17 protein-coding genes and 2 pseudogenes are annotated in these 17,094 nt (G+C 70.0%); 12 read left to right on the top strand and 7 right to left on the bottom strand.

From position 1 onward, the window contains the following. Nucleotides 1-4: 4 nt before the first annotated feature. On the top strand, nt 5-985 hold the full coding sequence (locus ACZ6R6_RS45600; protein WP_470103392.1) for an Lrp/AsnC family transcriptional regulator: 981 nt from the start codon (nt 5-7) through the stop codon (nt 983-985). A gap of 185 nt (nt 986-1,170) precedes the next feature. Then, the gene (locus tag ACZ6R6_RS45595; RefSeq protein WP_470103391.1) at nt 1,171-1,464 is read left to right on the top strand and encodes a hypothetical protein; all 294 of its coding nucleotides are present in this window, start codon (nt 1,171-1,173) and stop codon (nt 1,462-1,464) included. A gap of 198 nt (nt 1,465-1,662) precedes the next feature. Here the strand turns inward: ACZ6R6_RS45595 and nadE are convergent, their stop codons facing one another. From nadE to ACZ6R6_RS45575, 4 genes and pseudogenes are all read right to left on the bottom strand, one after another. Beyond that, nucleotides 1,663-2,505, bottom strand: coding sequence for an ammonia-dependent NAD(+) synthetase (gene nadE, locus ACZ6R6_RS45590; protein ID WP_470103390.1), 843 nt, complete (start codon nt 2,503-2,505; stop codon nt 1,663-1,665). Nucleotides 2,506-2,613: 108 nt separating this feature from the next. After that, a complete protein-coding gene (locus ACZ6R6_RS45585) occupies nt 2,614-2,844 on the bottom strand; it encodes a hypothetical protein (RefSeq protein WP_470103388.1) in 231 nt (76 codons plus the stop codon). Between the two features lie 96 nt (nt 2,845-2,940). Beyond that, nucleotides 2,941-3,642, bottom strand: a complete 702-nt coding sequence (locus ACZ6R6_RS45580; protein ID WP_470103386.1) for a zinc-binding dehydrogenase — start codon at nt 3,640-3,642, stop codon at nt 2,941-2,943. A gap of 19 nt (nt 3,643-3,661) precedes the next feature. Next, nucleotides 3,662-3,934, bottom strand: a pseudogene (locus tag ACZ6R6_RS45575) (alcohol dehydrogenase catalytic domain-containing protein); the annotation flags it as partial. On the opposite strand from ACZ6R6_RS45575, the gene ACZ6R6_RS45570 reads away from it, so the two are divergent. Then, complete coding sequence (locus ACZ6R6_RS45570; RefSeq protein ID WP_470103427.1) at nt 3,933-4,415, top strand: TetR/AcrR family transcriptional regulator; 483 nt, start codon at nt 3,933-3,935, stop codon at nt 4,413-4,415. The pseudogene ACZ6R6_RS45575 and the gene ACZ6R6_RS45570 sit on opposite strands and share 2 nt — an antisense overlap. 180 nt (nt 4,416-4,595) lie before the next feature. Here the strand turns inward: ACZ6R6_RS45570 and ACZ6R6_RS45565 are convergent. Further along, nucleotides 4,596-4,706 (bottom strand): annotated as a pseudogene (locus ACZ6R6_RS45565) (IS982 family transposase); the annotation flags it as partial. Nucleotides 4,707-4,771: 65 nt separating this feature from the next. On the opposite strand from ACZ6R6_RS45565, the gene ACZ6R6_RS45560 reads away from it, so the two are divergent. The 3 genes from ACZ6R6_RS45560 (at nt 4,772) to ACZ6R6_RS45550 (ending at nt 6,825) form a co-directional block, all read left to right on the top strand. Next, nucleotides 4,772-5,380, top strand: coding sequence for an MOSC domain-containing protein (locus tag ACZ6R6_RS45560; protein WP_470103385.1), 609 nt, complete (start codon nt 4,772-4,774; stop codon nt 5,378-5,380). 18 nt (nt 5,381-5,398) lie between these two features. Then, nucleotides 5,399-5,668 (top strand): hypothetical protein, encoded by a 270-nt coding sequence (locus ACZ6R6_RS45555; protein ID WP_470103383.1) that lies wholly within the window; start codon nt 5,399-5,401, stop codon nt 5,666-5,668. 386 nt (nt 5,669-6,054) lie between these two features. After that, nucleotides 6,055-6,825, top strand: coding sequence for a hypothetical protein (locus tag ACZ6R6_RS45550; RefSeq protein ID WP_470103381.1), 771 nt, complete (start codon nt 6,055-6,057; stop codon nt 6,823-6,825). Nucleotides 6,826-7,248: 423 nt separating this feature from the next. On the opposite strand, the gene ACZ6R6_RS45545 is transcribed toward ACZ6R6_RS45550, so the two are convergent. Further along, the gene (locus ACZ6R6_RS45545; RefSeq protein ID WP_470103379.1) at nt 7,249-7,827 is read right to left on the bottom strand and encodes a TetR/AcrR family transcriptional regulator; all 579 of its coding nucleotides are present in this window, start codon (nt 7,825-7,827) and stop codon (nt 7,249-7,251) included. Nucleotides 7,828-7,903: 76 nt separating this feature from the next. Here ACZ6R6_RS45545 and ACZ6R6_RS45540 point away from each other — a divergent pair, with 76 nt between their 5' ends. From ACZ6R6_RS45540 to ACZ6R6_RS45515, 6 genes are all read left to right on the top strand, one after another. Beyond that, nucleotides 7,904-8,899, top strand: a complete 996-nt coding sequence (locus ACZ6R6_RS45540; RefSeq protein WP_470103377.1) for an alpha/beta hydrolase — start codon at nt 7,904-7,906, stop codon at nt 8,897-8,899. Between the two features lie 371 nt (nt 8,900-9,270). Then, nucleotides 9,271-10,536: a serine hydrolase domain-containing protein gene (locus tag ACZ6R6_RS45535; RefSeq protein ID WP_470103375.1), complete on the top strand. Its 1,266-nt coding sequence runs from the start codon at nt 9,271-9,273 to the stop codon at nt 10,534-10,536. A 312-nt stretch (nt 10,537-10,848) separates the two neighbouring features. After that, nucleotides 10,849-12,687, top strand: coding sequence for an ABC transporter ATP-binding protein (locus ACZ6R6_RS45530; RefSeq protein ID WP_470103373.1), 1,839 nt, complete (start codon nt 10,849-10,851; stop codon nt 12,685-12,687). Further along, nucleotides 12,684-14,399, top strand: coding sequence for an ABC transporter ATP-binding protein (locus ACZ6R6_RS45525; protein WP_470103372.1), 1,716 nt, complete (start codon nt 12,684-12,686; stop codon nt 14,397-14,399). The genes ACZ6R6_RS45530 and ACZ6R6_RS45525 overlap by 4 nt, the downstream gene beginning before the upstream one ends. A gap of 250 nt (nt 14,400-14,649) precedes the next feature. Then, nucleotides 14,650-15,453 carry a helix-turn-helix transcriptional regulator gene (locus tag ACZ6R6_RS45520; protein ID WP_470103371.1) on the top strand — a complete coding sequence of 268 codons (804 nt, stop codon included), beginning with the start codon at nt 14,650-14,652 and terminating at the stop codon, nt 15,451-15,453. Nucleotides 15,454-15,517: 64 nt separating this feature from the next. Next, complete coding sequence (locus ACZ6R6_RS45515) at nt 15,518-16,453, top strand: sterol desaturase family protein (protein WP_470103369.1); 936 nt, start codon at nt 15,518-15,520, stop codon at nt 16,451-16,453. Between the two features lie 319 nt (nt 16,454-16,772). On the opposite strand, the gene ACZ6R6_RS45510 is transcribed toward ACZ6R6_RS45515, so the two are convergent. Beyond that, nucleotides 16,773-16,946, bottom strand: a complete 174-nt coding sequence (locus ACZ6R6_RS45510; RefSeq protein ID WP_470103367.1) for a hypothetical protein — start codon at nt 16,944-16,946, stop codon at nt 16,773-16,775. Between the last annotated feature and the right edge of the window lie 148 nt (nt 16,947-17,094).

Genomic DNA, 17,094 nt, shown 5'->3' with positions numbered 1-17,094 from the left:
CACGGTGACTGCCCCGGTCCTGGACGAGCTCGATCGCGCCATCGTCCACGCCCTGCACGTGGATGGCCGCGCGCCCTTCAGCCGTATCGCGTCGGTGCTGGAGGTATCCGACCAGACAGTGGCACGCCGCTACCACAGGCTCCGCTCCGCAGGACTGCTGACGGTGATCGGCCAGGTCCAGGCACGACGGCTGGGCTGGGCGGAGTGGTTCGTCCGGATCCAGGTCGTACCCGACGCGGCCGTACCCATCGCCGAAGCGCTGGCCCGCCGAGCGGACACCTCCTGGGTCAGCCTCACCTCCGGCGGCACCCAGATCGTCTGCGTGGTACGGGCACGCAGTTCCCGCGAGCGCGACGCGCTGCTGCTGGGCCAACTGCCCCGCACCCCGCAGGTGGTCGGGGTGACGGCACACTGCCTGCTGCGGGTCTTCGCCGGCGGCCCCACCGGCTGGCACGGCAGAGCCGACTCGCTCACCCGCGAGCAGATCGCCGCGCTCACCCCACGGCACGCACCAGAGCCTCAGCGGGAGCGGGCCGTCCTGGACGAAGGCGACGAACATCTCCTGGGCGTCCTGGCCCGGGACGGCCGCGCCGGATACCCGCAGCTGGCCCGTGCCACCGGCTGGTCTCCGGCAACGGCCAAGCGCAGGCTGGAGCACCTGCGCGAGCGCGGCGTGCTGTTCTTCGACGTGGACATCGACCCGCAACTGCTGGGCTTCGAGATGGTCGCGATCCTCTGGCTGACCGTCGAGCCCTCCGCCCTGCACCACACGACCCAGGCGGTCGCCGCGCATCCTGAGGTCGCCTTCGCCGCCGCCACCACCGGCCCGACCAACCTGCTGATGTTCGTCGCCTGCCGCGACGCCGGCGCGCTCTACGGCTACCTCGAGGGCGGCATCGGCAGCCTGCCGGGAGTGCGGCACATCGAAAGCGCCCCGGTCATCCGAGACAGCAAACGAGCCGGCACAGCCAGAGCAGGAACATAGCCAGCGCCACGGGTCCACCGACCGCCGGTATCCAGTCCAGGTCGGCCATGTACGTGATAATTGACTGTTATCACGTACATGAGCGATCACGGCGGTACGGCGACCAGGAGAACTCCCCGCCGGGACGGTGCGCGACGCTGGCACGTTATCCGGTACATCGCCACAGGCGTCGCCCGACGGGCGGCATGAGCGCCGCTCCGAAGGTCGCCGCGTTGCGCGGCGGGCACGTCACGCTGGCCGCGGCCGCCGACGTCTTCCTTGCCACCCCGCGCACGGCCAACCCCAACACCCACCGCGCCTACGCCTCGGCCATCGACCGCGTCATCGCCCTTCTCGGCCACGACCGGCCGCTGGCCGAGATCGGCGCCGCGCTCGCCGAGCTGTGGGGGTCGAGCGCGCCGGCGACCTGGAACCGCAACCGCGCCGCCGCAACAACCAGCCCGCCCCACGCCACGACGTCTACACCACCGCCGGCCTGACCAGCGCGAAGGCCACAACGACGAAACCCAAGCCCAAGAAATCCACTAATCCGCGACCACGACGCACAGGTTAAAGATCAAGCTAGGTGTCGCGCCCACCGCGTGGGTAGCGATGGCCGGCCGGAATTCTGAGCCCCAACGTTCTTCCGCGCTGAAGAATCGATAGTGGCCGGATGGATTCCGGCGACTACCGCGGGATCAAGGCCGCCACCAGTCGTCGAGCGGGGTGACCGGAACGGCCCGCTTGTGCCGGGTCGCGAGGTAGAGCGACTCCACCTTTGCCGCCAGGTCCGGCGTGACGTCGAGACCTTCCAGATAGTCGTCGATCTGGGCGTACTTCAGGCCGAGTGCCACCTCGTCGGGCAGTGCGGGCCGGTCGTCCTCAAGGTCGGCGGTCGGCACCTTCTCCCAGACACTCGGTGGCGCGCCCAACTCCTGCAGCAGGGCGGCGCCTTGGCGCTTGGTCAGTCCGGTCAGCGGGGTGATGTCGACACCGCCGTCGCCGTACTTGGTGAAGAAGCCGGTCACCGCCTCGGCCGCGTGGTCGGTGCCCACGACGAGCAGACTCAGCTGCCCGGCGATCGAGAACTGGATCACCATGCGTTCGCGGGCCTTGATGTTGCCGCGCACGAAGTCCCGCAGCTTGGGATCATCGCCCAGCAGCTCCCGCAAGCCGAGCGCCGCCTCGGCGGCGACGGCGTCCGCGCTCGGCTTGACGTTCACCGCGATCGATCGGTCGGGCTGGATGAACCCCAGCGCGATCTGCGCGTCGTGCTCGTCAGCCTGCACGCCGTAGGGCAGCCGCACCGCGACGAAGGTGGCCTCATGCCCCTCGGCACGCAGCTCCTCGCTGGCGAGCTGGCACAACCTGCCGGTCAGGGTGCTGTCCTGGCCGCCACTGATCCCGAGCACGTAGCCCTTGGCCGGGGTCGACCGCAGGTAGTCCTTGAGGAAGTCGATCCGTTGCCGGATTTCAACTTTGGGGACAATGGTCGCCTTGACGCCAAGTTCGGCGAGAATCTGCTCCCGTAGGTTCGCCATCCAGGTACTGTACTGGCCGGAATCGAACGGCGGGAAGACGGTTTTGAGCGGAGCCTGCGGAGCGACCCGACGGCGATGTTCGACGTCGGCCGGGTCAGTGAGGTGAGTTCAGCAGCCGCTTCGGGCATGTCCGGCGTTCGAGGCATCGCGGGCTGAGCAACAGAACACCGCGAGCACGTGCTGGAAACCGTCCAGCACTTCCTCGCCATCCTGCCGGGCGCCCCCGGCTACGACTTCGAACAGATCCTCTTCGAAGACGAGCACCACATCACCTTTCTCGACCGCCGCCCCACGATGCCCGGCAAGGTCCCGGTGGCGCCCAAAGCCCGCGTCGAGCACGTCCTCCGGGACCTCGACGAGGTCGCCTACGCGGCTGATGCGGAGGGCCCGCCGGATCGCCCTGGCGGTCGAGGCGGTCGTCCCCTCCGAACGCGCCTACCTATACCCAGGCGAGCCGATCGTCACGATCAGTTTGCCGGTGACGTGCTCGTTCACCAGGTCCGCGTAAGCCTGCGCGGCCTGCTCAAGCGGATAGCGGTGGGTCACGATGGACGGCAGGACGCTCTTCACGGCCAGCGCCGCCACCTCCTCCAAGTCGCCAGGGCGCGCCGCGGTATAGACGGTCGCGATGCCGGTGCCGGAGCCGGGGCTGGGGAAGGCGACGTTCAGCAGGCGTCCCCCGGGGCGGACAAGCGAGGCCATGGCGGGCAGGGACGTCCCGGCCAGGGCCAGGTTGACCAGGGCGTCCACGTCCTCCGGATGGCGGTGGCGGGTTTCCGCGGCCGTGTCGGCCGATCGGTGGTCGATCACCTCGGCGGCGCCCAGCCCGCGCACGTACTCCTCGTCCTCAGGCAGGGCGGTGGCGATCACGTGGACGCCGCGCGCCGCCAGCAGCGGCACCACCGCGCCCCCGACGCCGCCGGCCGCCCCGATGACCAGCGCCTTCATGTCCGCTGCGAAGTCCCCGGCGCGTAGCAGGGGAAGGGCGGTCAGGGTGGCGGTGGGCGGGCTCGCCGTGCGCTCGGCGGGCAGCCCGGCGGGCCGAAGGGCGAGGGCGGGCGTGTCGGCGTCGAAGACCGCGTACTCGGCCATCGTTCCCGTGGTGAGCGAGGGCGGCGAGGAGAGCAGCTCCGCCATGCCCCTGGCCGTCTCGGCAGGCCGAGACCGAAGACCTCGTCCCCGGGGCGAACCGGCCGGCGTCCTCACCTGAAGCCGTGACGGTGCCGGCGAAGTCGCCGCCGAGGACGTGCGGGAACGTCAGCGGGGCCAGCTCCTTGAACGTCCCGTCGACAAGCCTGAGGTCGGCCGGGTTGAGCGCCGCCGCCGCGATCCGCACCTGGATCTGGCCGGGGCCGGGCGGCGGGATCGGCGCATCCAGCAGTTCCAGGACTTCCACGCCGCCGTAGCCCCTAGCCGCCAGCGCCTTCATCGTCCTTATCGAGCTACCTCCATTCGCCACCAAGGAGCAGCTGGTCACCGCGGTCTTCGGCGACCAGCTCGACCGGCTGGCGGCCAGGGGCGAAAAACTGCTACGTCAGGCCGACTCCGGGCAGGCGCTACTGGAGTTCATGGCAGGCGCGGTCGAGATGCAGGTCGCCGACCGATCCTTCTGCCAGGCGGTCACCGTGGACCTGCGAAGGGATCCGCAGCTCAGGGCCGCCAGCGACCGGCTGGTGGCGGCGGCGGGGTCGCTCGCAGCCCGCGCGCGGGCGGACGGCGCCGTGCGCGACGACATCACCGGGCACGACATCGTGCTGCTGATCAACGCTGTGGCGCAGGCGACGGCGCCGTTCGGCGACGCGGTCCCGGGTCTGTGGCGGCGCTATCTCGGTCTGAACTTCGACGGCCTGCATCCGCGGGCCGCTCGTCCCCTCCCGGTCCCCGCCCCCGGCTCCCTGACCCCGCCCTGACCACCGCCCGGCCACATCCGAACGGCCAATGGCGGTAACCCAGCGGTTTTCAGTCCGCTATCGCCACTGGCCGTTCCGTTGTTGCTCAAGCCCGGACGCTGTCCGCGTGTTCAGGCCTTCTCCTCGCCGGGAACCCAGGCGTCCCCCCAGGAAATCCCTGGATGATCGATTCCAAGGGGTTCATGGGTCGTAGGCGGTTGGTACGCACATGACTGGCCGGCCGGTGTGGTGGTTGTGCCAGAGGGCGGCGGTGAACGCGAGGATGCGCTGCAGGATGCGGACGGCCACGCCGCAGACGCGGCAATGGTGGGGGAAACGTGTCGCCCGAGTGAGCGACGGACCGTACGGTCGCCATTATGAAGCTGCTCTCCGTCAATATCGGCCGGCCCCGCCCCAACCCGTGGAAGGGGTTGAGCTTAACGGGCATCGACAAGCGGCCCGTTGACGACCTGGTCGCCGTCACCGCCCCCGGCCCCAAAGGCACCGGCGCGGTCGGCCTCGTCGGCGACCGGGCCTATGACGTGAAGCACCACGGTGGCTTCGACCAGGCCGTCTACGCTTATGCCCGCGAGGATCTCGACGGGTGGGAGACCGAGTTGGGCAGGTCGCTCGCGAACGGGGTCTTCGGGGAGAACCTCACGACCCTGGGACTGGACGTCAACGGCGCCCTGATCGGTGAGCGTTGGCGGATCGGACCGGATGCCGTCCTGTCGGAACCGGTCGCACACAGCGGGGGCAAGCCCCATCCTGGTGGCCCGCCCCCGCTCCATGTTCACGTGAGGAAGGACAAGCACCTGATGGCCCAGCTGATACAGCGCGCCGCCGACCCACAGGTGTTCATCGACGCGTCCACGATTGACCTGGTGGACGAGGGTCTGGTGGCAGAGTTCGATCCGGGCTGGACGGTCAACGGCCTGCTGGACGCGTCTCCTGAAGGCGGCGCCGTCAAGATCCTGTGCGGGTAGGAGATCGGCACTGTTGCCGTGACCGCCGAGCTGTGGGACGGGCCACCGCCGCCCGACCCGGAAGACTGGCAGGACGCTGCGGAGATGTCCGTCAGCTGGCCGTCGAACGTGATGGACTTCGGGACCACGGCAGCAGACGGAGAAGACTCCCCGGAACTGCCCGGCCACGGCGACTACCGGGTGCGGGTGTACGGGCGCAACCGAGACGACGGCGACCCGCGCACCGACGCTGATCCGGTCGAGACGGCGACCCGCGCACCGACGCTGATCCGGTCGAGGAGTACCTGATCCAGGTGTGGCCCACCCCGGGCGATCGGCCCGCCCTGCACAAGGCGACCAGCAAGACGGGCGAACTGTGGCGCCAGTGAGCTCACGCGCCGGCGTGTGAGCCGCATCGAGATCGCCGATCCCGATGAGCAGCGGAGCCCGGCCATGGCCGTTCTCACCGGCGCAGCCGTATCTGATGGCGTTGTCCACCAGGTTGGAGATCGCCCTGCGCACGGTCACCTCGTCGACCGGACAGGCGGCGGCATTGCGGCTTTTGGGCTCGCCTTGGCTGGACCCCTATCCGATGCTTGGGCGCCGCCCGAGAAGAAGAGTTCGGTGCCAGGCTTGGGAGTGTGTACGGGTTCACCGATGAGGCGCGGCGAACGCTCCGACGTTGGGATGTGGTGATGACGAAGATCCCGGGTGCGCGCGAGGAGCTGGATCGGGCGGCTCAGTGGCTGCACGGCCAGGTCCGGTCGGTCGTCGTGGAGCTGACCGGAGATCAGGACCTGGAGGTGGCGCTACCGGAGGCGCCGGCTGTCACCTATTGGGAGGAACCGCTGAGGTTTTCCTATTCCGTGCATGTCCAGCACGCCATGAGTGGTGAGCCGGGTGTCGATCCTGTGGAGGGCGCCAGGTTTCTGCTCGCGTCCGCCGGTTGGGATGTCACCGTGCTGAGAGACGCTCCCGGAGTGCCGACCAACATCGAGGCCAGGACCGGTGAGTTCCGCATGTCGCTGCTCATCTCCCAAGTCCGTGACTCCCTCACCGTCACTGGCCGGACCCCGGTGATGGCACTGCACGAACCCCGCAAGCTCCACCCCGTGAGCCCGGAATGCCCACAGTGCCAGCGGAAGCTGGCGGTTCTGAAGGTTCTGCGTCGCCGCAACCTTTGGGGCGGTCAGAAACCACGGCCCAGGCATGAACTGTGGTGGAAGTGCTCTGGGTGCGGCTGGCTGGGCTACCAGCACCATGAGGGCGAGCAGTTGCATGCGATGCGGCGCCTGGAGGGCCGCGAGGCGAACTGTTTCTTCTGCGGCGAAGATCAGACCAATGTCGCCAGTGAGGTCTGGGAACAAGACGGCGAGCTGCGGGACTGGGTGGTGTGCCTGGACTGCGGCACCAGCAACCCCCGTCGCGTCGGGCACGCCCCCCACGATGGCAGACCACCGAGCTGACGGAGCGAAGCGGTCCGGCGCGGGCGGTGTTCTCCCGCCTGTGGCCAAGCCGCCAGGCAGCCGAGCGCGACGGGCTGGTTGGACGTGACGTCTCCAGCCGCTTAACCCCGCCTCGTGACCTGGCGACTCGCCCGAGCGGGCAGCTCAGCCGAGGCGGTTTGCCCGACATGCGGGCGATCGCGGCCACGTCGGCGCACCCAGGTCGTCGTAGCGGATGACAGGTTCGCGCGGGCCGGTGAAGCGGAGCGTGGTGCGGGCTTGCCGCCAGGACGGGCAGACCAGGCCGCCGACCTGGTCGAGCGGGAGCTGCGTCCGTACGGCGACGACACGGATCGGCAGGTAGGGGTGAATCCCAGGAGCCGTGGTGCCCGGGCTCCGGCCGCGTCGTCGCCGCCGGCGCCGATCATCAGTTCGACAGCAGGTCTAGGCCGGACCTGCACCGTCGACGAAGTGCGTCAGAACCATCTCGACCAGTGCGGCGACGTCGGCGTCGGCCATCGGCTCGCCGGTCATGCCCATCCGGTGGAGCAAGGTTCCGACGACGACGTCGATGAAGAACAGGACCCGGTTCTCCGGCTCGCCGAGCACGTCCTGGAGCGCGAGTCGGTACGGATCCTGCAACCGCGCGGACAGGACCTCGCGCAGGGCCGGATCGCTTACGGCGTCACTGAACACGCCTGCGAACGCGTCGCCCACCCCGGGCTCGCCGATCTTCGCCGCGATCCAGCGGATGGCCGAGGACATGAGCTCGGCCCGGCTGGCGCCCTCCAGTGGCGCCGGGCCGAACGCGTCAAGGAGGCAGTCCACGATCAGCTCGCCCTTCGACGGCCAGCGACGGTAGATGGTCGTCTTCGCGACGCCGGCGGTGGCGGCGATGCGGTCGACGGTGGCGCGCGCGTAGCCGAGCTCGTCGACCGTGCTCAGCGTCGCGGCGAAGACCACGGCGTTGACGCCGGAGCGCGGGCGACCGGGTGGTCTGGCGGATGTGGTCGCTCGAGTCATGGCCACACGATAACTTATTGCGCTACTATCGGTATCGATACTTGCGGTAGCGAAACTATTTGACCGTGGAGGAGACATGAGTGAGGTCACCGTTACGGAGCGGCCGCCGCTGGGCATCCGGTTGCTGCGCGCCCTGGGAAAGGAGCCGGACTGGTCGGCGATGACGGCCGAGCAGCTGGTCGCCTACCGCGACGCGGAGAACCGCAAACGGGCATCCCGTCTGGCGCGGGTGGTCACCGGATGTCCGGACCGCGGCGCCGCGATCCAGTGGCAGGAGGTGGCGCTGCCCGGCCGCGGGCTCCCGGTCCGGGTGTACCGGCCGTCGCCCGGGCATGGCGGTGGGGGCGCCGGCCGGGCCGGCCTGCCGCTCGTGCTCCACGTGCACGGAGGCGGGTTCGTGGGCACGGCGGTGCAGAGCGACTGGGTGAACAGCCACCTCGCCGTGCGGCTGCCCGCGGTCGTCGTCTCGGTCGAGCACCGCCTCCTCGATCCGCAGACTCCGCTGTCGGCGGCCGTCGACGACGGCTGGGACGTGCTCCGGCACGTGGTGCAGCACGCCGCGCAGTGGGGAATCGACCCGGCGCGGACCGCCGTCTTCGGTGAGAGCACCGGCTCGATGGTCACCGCCCTGGCCGCGATCCGGGCCAGAGAGTCCGGCCTGCCCCTGCGGGCGCAGGTGCTGGTCAACCCTGCGGTCGACCTGACCTCGACGATGTCCGACCACGCCTCGATCACCGAGCACGCCCACAGCCCGACCCTCACCATGCCGCAGATGCAGCTGCTCCGCCGCTTCGCCGTTCCGCCGGGAACGGATCCTCGTGCGGTGTCGCCGCTGTATGCCGACGATCTGAGCGGGCTGGCCCCGGCGCTCGTGGTGGTGCCGACCATTGACCCGCTGGCCGATCACGGCCGCAGTTACGCCGGACGACTGCGCGCGGCCGGGACGCCCGCGCGGCTCACCGAACATCCCGGAGCGACGCACGCGTTCCTCAGCATGCCGGGCGTGGTGCCACAGGCCAAGGCAGCGCGGGCGGAGATCGTCGAGTTCCTCCGGGGCGCGCTCGCCGGGTGACGGGTCCCGGCCTGCCGGTTTCTGTTCCACATCATCGGGTCCAGCCGGGACACGGGGGATGTTCCTCAACCCCCGTAGCGTGCCGGGCACGAACGTCCAGCCGCCGACCGCCGGCGCAGCCGCGTTCAGGGCTGATCGTCATCGGTGGGCTCGACCCGGCCAGACCTGCGGGGAAGGCGGCCGGCAGATACACCCCCGGCCGCAGCGGCGAACTACGGCTCGCGTACCTGCCACAGCCGTTCCGGCTCGGGCTCTTCAGGCTCGCCAACGCCGCCCCGGCCCGAACTCGGCGCCGCCCGAGTGAGGCGGGGGCGTCAGAAAGCACGGGGAGAGTCCCCGTCGCACTCATTGATCATGAAAGGACAAGTGTCTTGAAGATTCGACTGGTGACATGTGCAAGCGTGGCCGTGCTGAGTGTCAGCGCGGGCATGGTGACGGCGGTGCCCGCACCGCAGGAGACGGCAGTCGTGCTGGCCGGCGCCACAAGCTCGGTGACCGGCTTCGACCCCGCGGGGCTGAAGTCCGCCATGGACGATGTCCACCGCGCGGGGATGCCGGGTGTGTTCGCCGAGGTGCGCTCTGACGGCCAGGTCTGGCGCGGCGCCTCCGGGGTGGCCGATGTCAAGACCGGCCGTCCCGTCACGCCCGGCATGCTGCATCGCGTCGGCAGCCTCGTCAAGACCTTCGTCGCCGCCGCAGTCCTGCAGCAGGTCGAGAAAGGGCGAATCGAGCTCGACGCGCCGATCGGCCGCTATCTGCCGCGGCTGGTGCCGGGCGAACGCGGCGAGAAGATCACGGTTCGGATGCTGCTCAACCACACCAGCGGCATCTCCGAGTACCTCGGCTATGCGTTCCCGTCCCTCCAGAAGTTTCCTTCTCTGCCGGATATGTCAGCCAAGAGCCTGGACGATAACCGGTTCAGGCGGTTTACCCCGGCTGAGCTGATCGAGATGGGACTCAAGGCGCCCGCCGTCGGCAAGCCCGGAGGCTCGCCGGGGGTGTACGCCAACACCAATTACCTGATCCTCGGCGAGCTCCTGGAGAAGGTGACCGGTACCACCGCGGAGAAGTACATCACCCAGAACGTCATCAAACGCGCCGGGCTCAAAAACACCATGTTTCCGGCCGGGCCGCGCATCAAGGGGCCGCACCCGCGGATGTACGAGGCGTTCTTCGGCTTGATCGACCCGCCGCGCGACTACAGCGTCTATGACATGTCCTGGACAGGGGTAGGGGCCTCGCTGATATCGACCATGGAGGATCTCAACCGCTTCTACGGCAGGCTGCTCGACGGCACGATCGTCAAGCCGTCATCGCTGGCCCAGATGCAGCGCACCGGCCCGGCCATCAGCCAGTCCGGGCAGAAGATCTTCTATGGTCTCGGCCTGCACGAGCTCAAGATCCCGGGTTGCGGCACCTTCTGGGGCAACGACGGGACGGTCTGGGGGGCCGAAACGGAGACGTGGATCCGCGCCGACGGCAAGCGCCAGCTGTCCGTCGGGGTGAACCTCGTGAGGTGGAACAAGATCGATTCTTCGGGTAAGCCGCAGCACCACCCCATCGACGACGCGCTGTCGGCCTTCAAGCAGCAAGCGCTGTGCGGCGGCGAAGACGCCCAGGCCGAGAACGTCTCGTAGGTTCCGGCGTTCGGTCCCATGGCCACAGTGCCGCAGGCTCGCCGACTGAGGACGCCGGCAAGAGGCTTTTCGGCGTCCACCACACCGGGCCGGGGCCAGGCTGAGCCGGGACCGGACGGAACAGGCCGCATGCCCGGCGCGGAGCCGGGCATGCGGCCGCCACCGTACTGCCCGGCCGCGTGCGCGGGCCCCGCACCGGCGGCGACGAGCGGCCACCTGTCGACCGGCACGGTCGGTGGGCCGCCCCAGGCAAGACGACCACCGCCCGGCCACGGGCCTGGTCGCGACGAGATCGACGAAGACGGGAGAGCGATGACCACCACCGACCTTGCCCAGGCGAGGGAGCGGTCCACACCACCACCGGAGGCCGATCCCGCGGCGGGACAGAGCCTGGCGGGGCTGCTGCGCCCGCATCTCCGGAGTTTCGCCGCCGTTGTCATCCTGCAGGTGATCGGCGCCGTCGCGGGTCTGGCGCCGCTGCTGGCGGTCGCCGAACTGGGCCGTACGCTGTTGTCGCCCGGCCCGATCGATCACGATCATGTCTGGTTCGTCGTCATCGCGGGTGCCGTCGGCCTGTCCGTCCGACTGGTGTTCACGGCCGCATCGTCCGGACTCGGGCACATTCTCGACGGCCAGGTGCAACTGACGTTGCGCCGGCAGTTGGCCGCGCGGCTGGGACGCGTCCCGATCGGCTGGTTCTCCCGGCGCCGGACCGGTGAGCTGGCCAAGGTGGTGGGCGAGGACGTGAGTGCCGTGCATCCGTTCATCGCCCACGCCCCCGGCGAGCTCATCTCCGCGTTCGTGGTGCCGCTGGTGTCGCTGATCTACCTGTTCACCGTCGACTGGCGGCTCACACTGATCACGCTGATCCCGGTGGTGCTGGCAGTGGCACTGGTCCCCCTGATGATGACCCCGACCCGGCTGCGCGAGCAGAAGGAGTTCGACGCGGCCATGGGCCGGATCGCCAGTTCCGTCGTCGAGTTCGTGCAGGGCATCTCGGTGGTCAAGGCGTTCGGCGGGGGCGAACGCGCCCACCATAAATTCCGCACGGCCACCGACGATTTCGCCCGCATCTTCTACCGGATGGTGCGCGGCCTGTCCGTGATCGGTGCGGGGATGCAGCTGGCGCTGTCACCACCGTTCGTGCTGCTGGCCGTGCTGATCGGCGGTGCGGCTCTGATCACGACCGGTGGCATGGCCCCGGCCGACCTGCTGCCCTTCCTGCTGCTCGGACTGGGCCTGACCGCTCCGGTGGCGGCCCTCGGCCACGGCTTCGACGACATACAGGCCGCCCGGCGCGCGGTCGGCCGGATCCGGGACGTGCTCGCGGTGCGATCGCTGCCGGAGCCTGCGCACCCGGCCGCACCACAGGGGCACCGGGTGGAACTGCGCGACGTCCGCTTCGCTTACGAGGCCGGTCACGAGGTGCTGCGCGGGATCGACCTGGTACTCGAACCCGGGACGGTCACCGCGATCGTCGGACCGTCGGGAAGCGGAAAGTCCACGCTGATCCAGCTGTTGCCGCGCTTCTTCGACCCGACCCACGGTTCGGTCGCCATCGGCGGCGTCGATCTGCGCGAGCTCGGCAGCCGGGAGCTCTACCGGACGGTCTCCTTCGTCTTCCAGGACGTTCGCCTGCTGCGCGCCTCGGTCGCCGACAACATCGCGCTGGCGGTACCGCACGCCGACCGCGACGACGTGGTCCGCGCCGCCCGGCAGGCGAACATCCACGATCGGATTCTCGCGCTGCCGCACGGATACGACACGGTGCTCGGCGAAGAGGCCGGGCTGTCGGGTGGCGAGGCGCAGCGGATCTCGCTCGCCCGCGCACTGCTCGCCGACGCACCCGTGCTGGTGCTGGACGAGGCGACCTCCTTCGCCGACCCGCAGACCGAACAGGCGGTGCGCCGGGCCCTGGCGACGCTGGGAGGCGATCGGACGATCCTGGTCATCGCCCACCGGCTGGAGACGGTCGCCGACGCCGACACCGTCGTGATGCTGGACAACGGGGCGATCGTCGAACGCGGCAGCCCCGCCGAGCTGCTGGCACGAGGCGGGAAGTTCGCCGCGTTCTGGCAGTCCCACCGATCGGCGGTCGCCGACGAGCTCGAAACCCACGATGGCGTCCTGCAAGGAGACGAGCCCCGATGATTCGAATGCTGCTGCGCGTGCTGGGACACGAGTACGCCCGGCCGGTGCGTCGCACCGTGGCCCTGATGACGACGACCGCGGTGGTCGAGGGTCTGTCCTACGCGCTGCTGGTCCCGGTGCTGCGGGCACTGTTCGGCAGCGATCCCGCAGCCGCCTGGCCCTGGCTGATCGCGTTCGGGACCGCGGTCGCCCTCTACGCCGTGCTGCGCTATACCAGCGATCTGTCCGGTTTCCGCGTCGGGACCACGCTGTTGCGCGGCATGTATCACCGGCTCGGCGACCATCTGGCCCGACTGCCCATCGGCTGGTACACCGCCGGCCGCATCGGGCAGGTCTCTGCCCTGGCCGGCGGCGGCGTCCTGCAGGCGATGAGCGTGATCGCGCACCTGCTGGCACCGTCCATCTCCGCCGGCGTGACCCCCCTGACGATCATTGTCGTGATGCTCGCCTTCAACTGGCAGATGGGGCTGGCCGCGCTGGCCGCCGCCCCCGTCGTGGCGGCGATCCAGATCCGGACGGGACGCTCGACGGCCGCCACCGACGCCGAGCGCGCCGGACGCGACCACGAGGCCACCGGGCGAGTCATCGAATACCTCCAGGCCCAGCCGGTGCTGCGGGCCGGCGGCCGGAGCGTCGAACGCTTCCGGTTGCTCGACGACTCGCTGCGGAACGTCGAGCGCGCGTCCCGCCGTACCGTGCTGTCGGTGCTGCCCGGCGCGGTGGGCCTGACGCTCACGGTGCAGGCGATGTTCACCGTGCTGCTGGTCCTGGGCGCCTACCTCGCGCTCGGCGGGAACATCGGCGCGGCGGAGGTTCTGGCGATCCTGGTGCTGGCCGCCCGCTGCGCCGATCCGCTGCTGTCGCTGGCCGATATCGGTAGCCAACTCCGCGGCGCACAGTCCGAGCTGGCCAGACTCGACCAGGTGTTGCGCACCGAGCCGCTGCCGCAAGCCCGCGAACCGATCCAGCCGGTGGGCCACGGCCTGCAGTTGGAGTCCGTCACCTTCCGGCACGGCGGCCGCACGGTGATCGACGACGTGTCGTTGTCCGTGCCGCAGGGACAGCGGCTTGCCATCGTCGGACCGTCAGGTGCGGGTAAGAGCACCCTGCTGCAGTTGCTCGCGCGCTTCTACGACGTGGACGCGGGCGTGGCGCGCGTGGGAGGCGTGGACGTGCGCGCGATCACCACCGAGGTGTTGATGGCACAACTCGCCATCGTCTTCCAGGATGTCTATCTCTTCGACGGCACGATCGAGGAGAACGTGCGCATGGGCCGTCCCGACGCAGGCGTTGCCGAGGTGCGGGCGGCGGCGACCGCGGCACGGTTGGACGAGGTGATCGAGCGACTGCCCGGCGGATGGGCGACGGATGTCGGCGAGGGCGGCGCGCTGCTGTCGGGTGGTGAACGCCAGCGTGTCTCGATCGCGCGAGCGCTGCTGAAGGACGCGCCCATCGTGCTGCTGGACGAGGTGACCTCCGCGCTGGACCCGGTCAACGAGGCGGCCGTCCACGAGGGTATCGAGCGCCTGATGGCGGGCCGGACGGTGGTGATGGTCGCGCATCGGCTGCGGACCGTCCAACGCGCCGACCGCATCGTCTTCCTGGACGGCGGCCGGATCGTGGAGGACGGCAGCCACGACGAGCTGCTGCGCCGCGGCGGCCGCTACGCCGATTTCTGGAACGCATCCCTGACACCGGCAGCGAGTGAATGAGTCGGCAGGTTGTTCGACCCTTTGCTGCGGACAGTCGCGCCGGCGCCCCCAGGCACAACCCGCCAGATGAAAGATCGCCGTAGGAAGGTCGTCTCGGCGTGACTCTTACCCCGACTGATCTCTTCGCGCCCTCTGTCCACCTTGTCACTGTCGAGCGCGCCGGCGAGCCGCCGCAACAGAGCGCTGGCAGCAAGTACCGCGCTGTCACCCCCGCCACCGCGCCCAGCTCCAGGTCCGCGGTCGCCACCCCATGACGATCACCACGACGCCCGCACCCACGACCTCGACCGGGTGGCAGGGGACGACCACGCTGCGGCCGGGCTGGCTCGCCTTCACCGGCGACGTCGGGACCACCGAACCGCACGCGCACGCCGCCCTCCAGGTCCTCATCGTGGCCGCCGGGACGGTGCAATTGGCTGATGCCCACCACACCTGCCGCCGGGTGCAGGCGGCGATCATCCCGCCCCGGGCCCGGCACACCGTGTGCGGCGGCCCCGGCGCCCGCGCCGACATGCTCTATCTCGATCCGGCCAGCGGCGCGGGCCGCCACCTGCTCACCGCCCTGACCGGGCCGCACCGCGACCGGGTGGCCGGCTGGGTGGCCGCCGCCCACGCCCTGCTGCCAGAGCGGGTCAGGGCCGCCGCCGACGGTGCGGCCGGTGAGCCCCAGGATCCAGCCGCGCTCGTGCGCGGCTGGACAGCGCCAGTCCCAGGCCCGTACCATCCGGCACTGCGGCAGGCGCTGGACCTGCTGCCGGAGCTGCTGGCCGGCCCGGTCCGGCTCACCGACCTGGCCAGCGCCGTGCACCTGTCGGCCAGCCGCCTGGGCCACCTGTTCACCGCCGAGCTGGCCCTGCCCTACCCGGCCTATGTGCGCTGGATCCGCCTGCGCCGCGCCATCGAGCTGGCCCGCGACAGCGCCACACTGACCGAGGCCGCGCACGGCGCGGGCTTCGCCGACAGCTCCCACCTGACCCGTGTCTGCCACGAGATGTTCGGCCTGGCGCCCTCCCAGCTCATCCACATCGTGCGGGAGCCCTCTGGCCACGCCTGAGGAAAGGTCAGGTCAGCGGATCCGTCCAAGCTCCGGACGTCCGACCGCCGCGACGCTGGACGGCATGCACCGCACCCTGATCCGACCCGTGATCCGCTATGGCTACGTGCCGTTCATGCTGCTCGGCGTCAACGGCGCCGCCATCGCACTGGCCGCCTCCGGCACCTCCAAACTCTGGCTGGTCGGCCTGCTGCTGGCCGCGATCGGCTGCTCGTTCGCCGCCGAACGCGCCCTGCCGTACGAGGCCGAGTGGAACAGCCCGACCGGGGACGGCGGCCGCGACGTCGCCCACGCCGGCGTCAACGAGCTGCTGCTGCTCGTCAGCGTGGGCATCATCCCGCTGCTGGCCGCCGCCGTCACCGTCACCGACCTGTGGCCGCACTCCTGGCCCTTCGCGCTGCAGGTCCTGGCCGCCATCTTGATCGCCGACCTCGGCGTCACGCTAACCCACTACGCCAGCCACAAGATCGGCGTGCTGTGGCGCTTCCACGCCGTCCACCACTCCATCAAGCGCTTCTACGGCTTCAACGGCCTGATGAAGCATCCTCTGCACCAAACCCTGGAGATGAGCGCCGGCGTCGCCCCGCTCATCCTCATCGGCCTACCGCTCGACGTCGCCTCCGCCCTGTCCCTCACCGTCGCCGTCCAACTGCTGCTACAGCACTCCAACGCCGACTACCGCGTCGGCGCCCTCAAGTACGTGCTCGCCCTCAACGAAGGCCACCGCTTCCACCACCTCAAATGGGCCGGCATCGGCGACGTCAACTTCGGCCTGTTCACCCTGGCCTGGGACCACCTGCTCGGCACCTTCTCCTACGACCCCACCCGCCGCTTCACCTCCGAGATGCTCGGCATGGCCGCCAAACCCGACTACCCCATCGCCTACCTCGCCCAGCTCGCCGAACCCTTCCGCCCTTCCGGCGCCTGCCACGCCGAACCGGCGCCCCCCCGCGCCCACCGCCCAGGAGCAGACGGCGACGTGATCGAGATGGGCATCTGAAGCCGGACCCCATCCGCGAACTCGCCCTCGGCGGGCGTCGTCGTTGCGGACGGTGATCTGCGGCGATGCCGCTCCTTTGGGCCGTGTGACCATCACCGGCAGTAAGGTCCCCAGCACGAAGAGCGCAACCTCAACGGCCGGCCTCAGCCGCCGTGGCCGTCTCGGCTCGATCGGCGATCGCGAGTCGCGATCAGGAACCGGGTGCGCCTGTGGCGGGATCAACACCGCGTCAATCGCCCGGAGGTGGGTCGGGGGCGCCACCTCCGGGTGATTGACGGTGGTCAGCGGCGCGGCACGGGCGCGACTGCGACCGCCGGCGTCAGCGGGTACAGCGGATGGAGGCACTGCCCCAGTAGTAGCCCGGCCCGAGCCGGGACGAGTCGGCGAACAGCAGCACGCACTGCTCGTTGCTGAAGCCCGAGATCAGCGCCTGACGGCGGGCGTCCTTCTCCGCCTCGCGCTTGGCCTCCTTGGGGCTGTTCTCGAGGGCCATGCCGTTGAAGCCGCGCTCCTCGAGCACGCTCGCCTGTCCCGTCGTGGCTGGAGCTGCTCGGTGCGTTGCGCAACAGCGCGGTGCGTGATGTGGCACTGCGTGCGGTCAACCTCTCCGAGGAGGGCCTCGGCACGGTCGCCGACATCAT

The sequence above is a fragment of the Streptosporangium sp. NPDC048886 genome, assembly GCF_055586905.1.
This window is presented reverse-complemented; position numbering and strand designations above follow the sequence as displayed.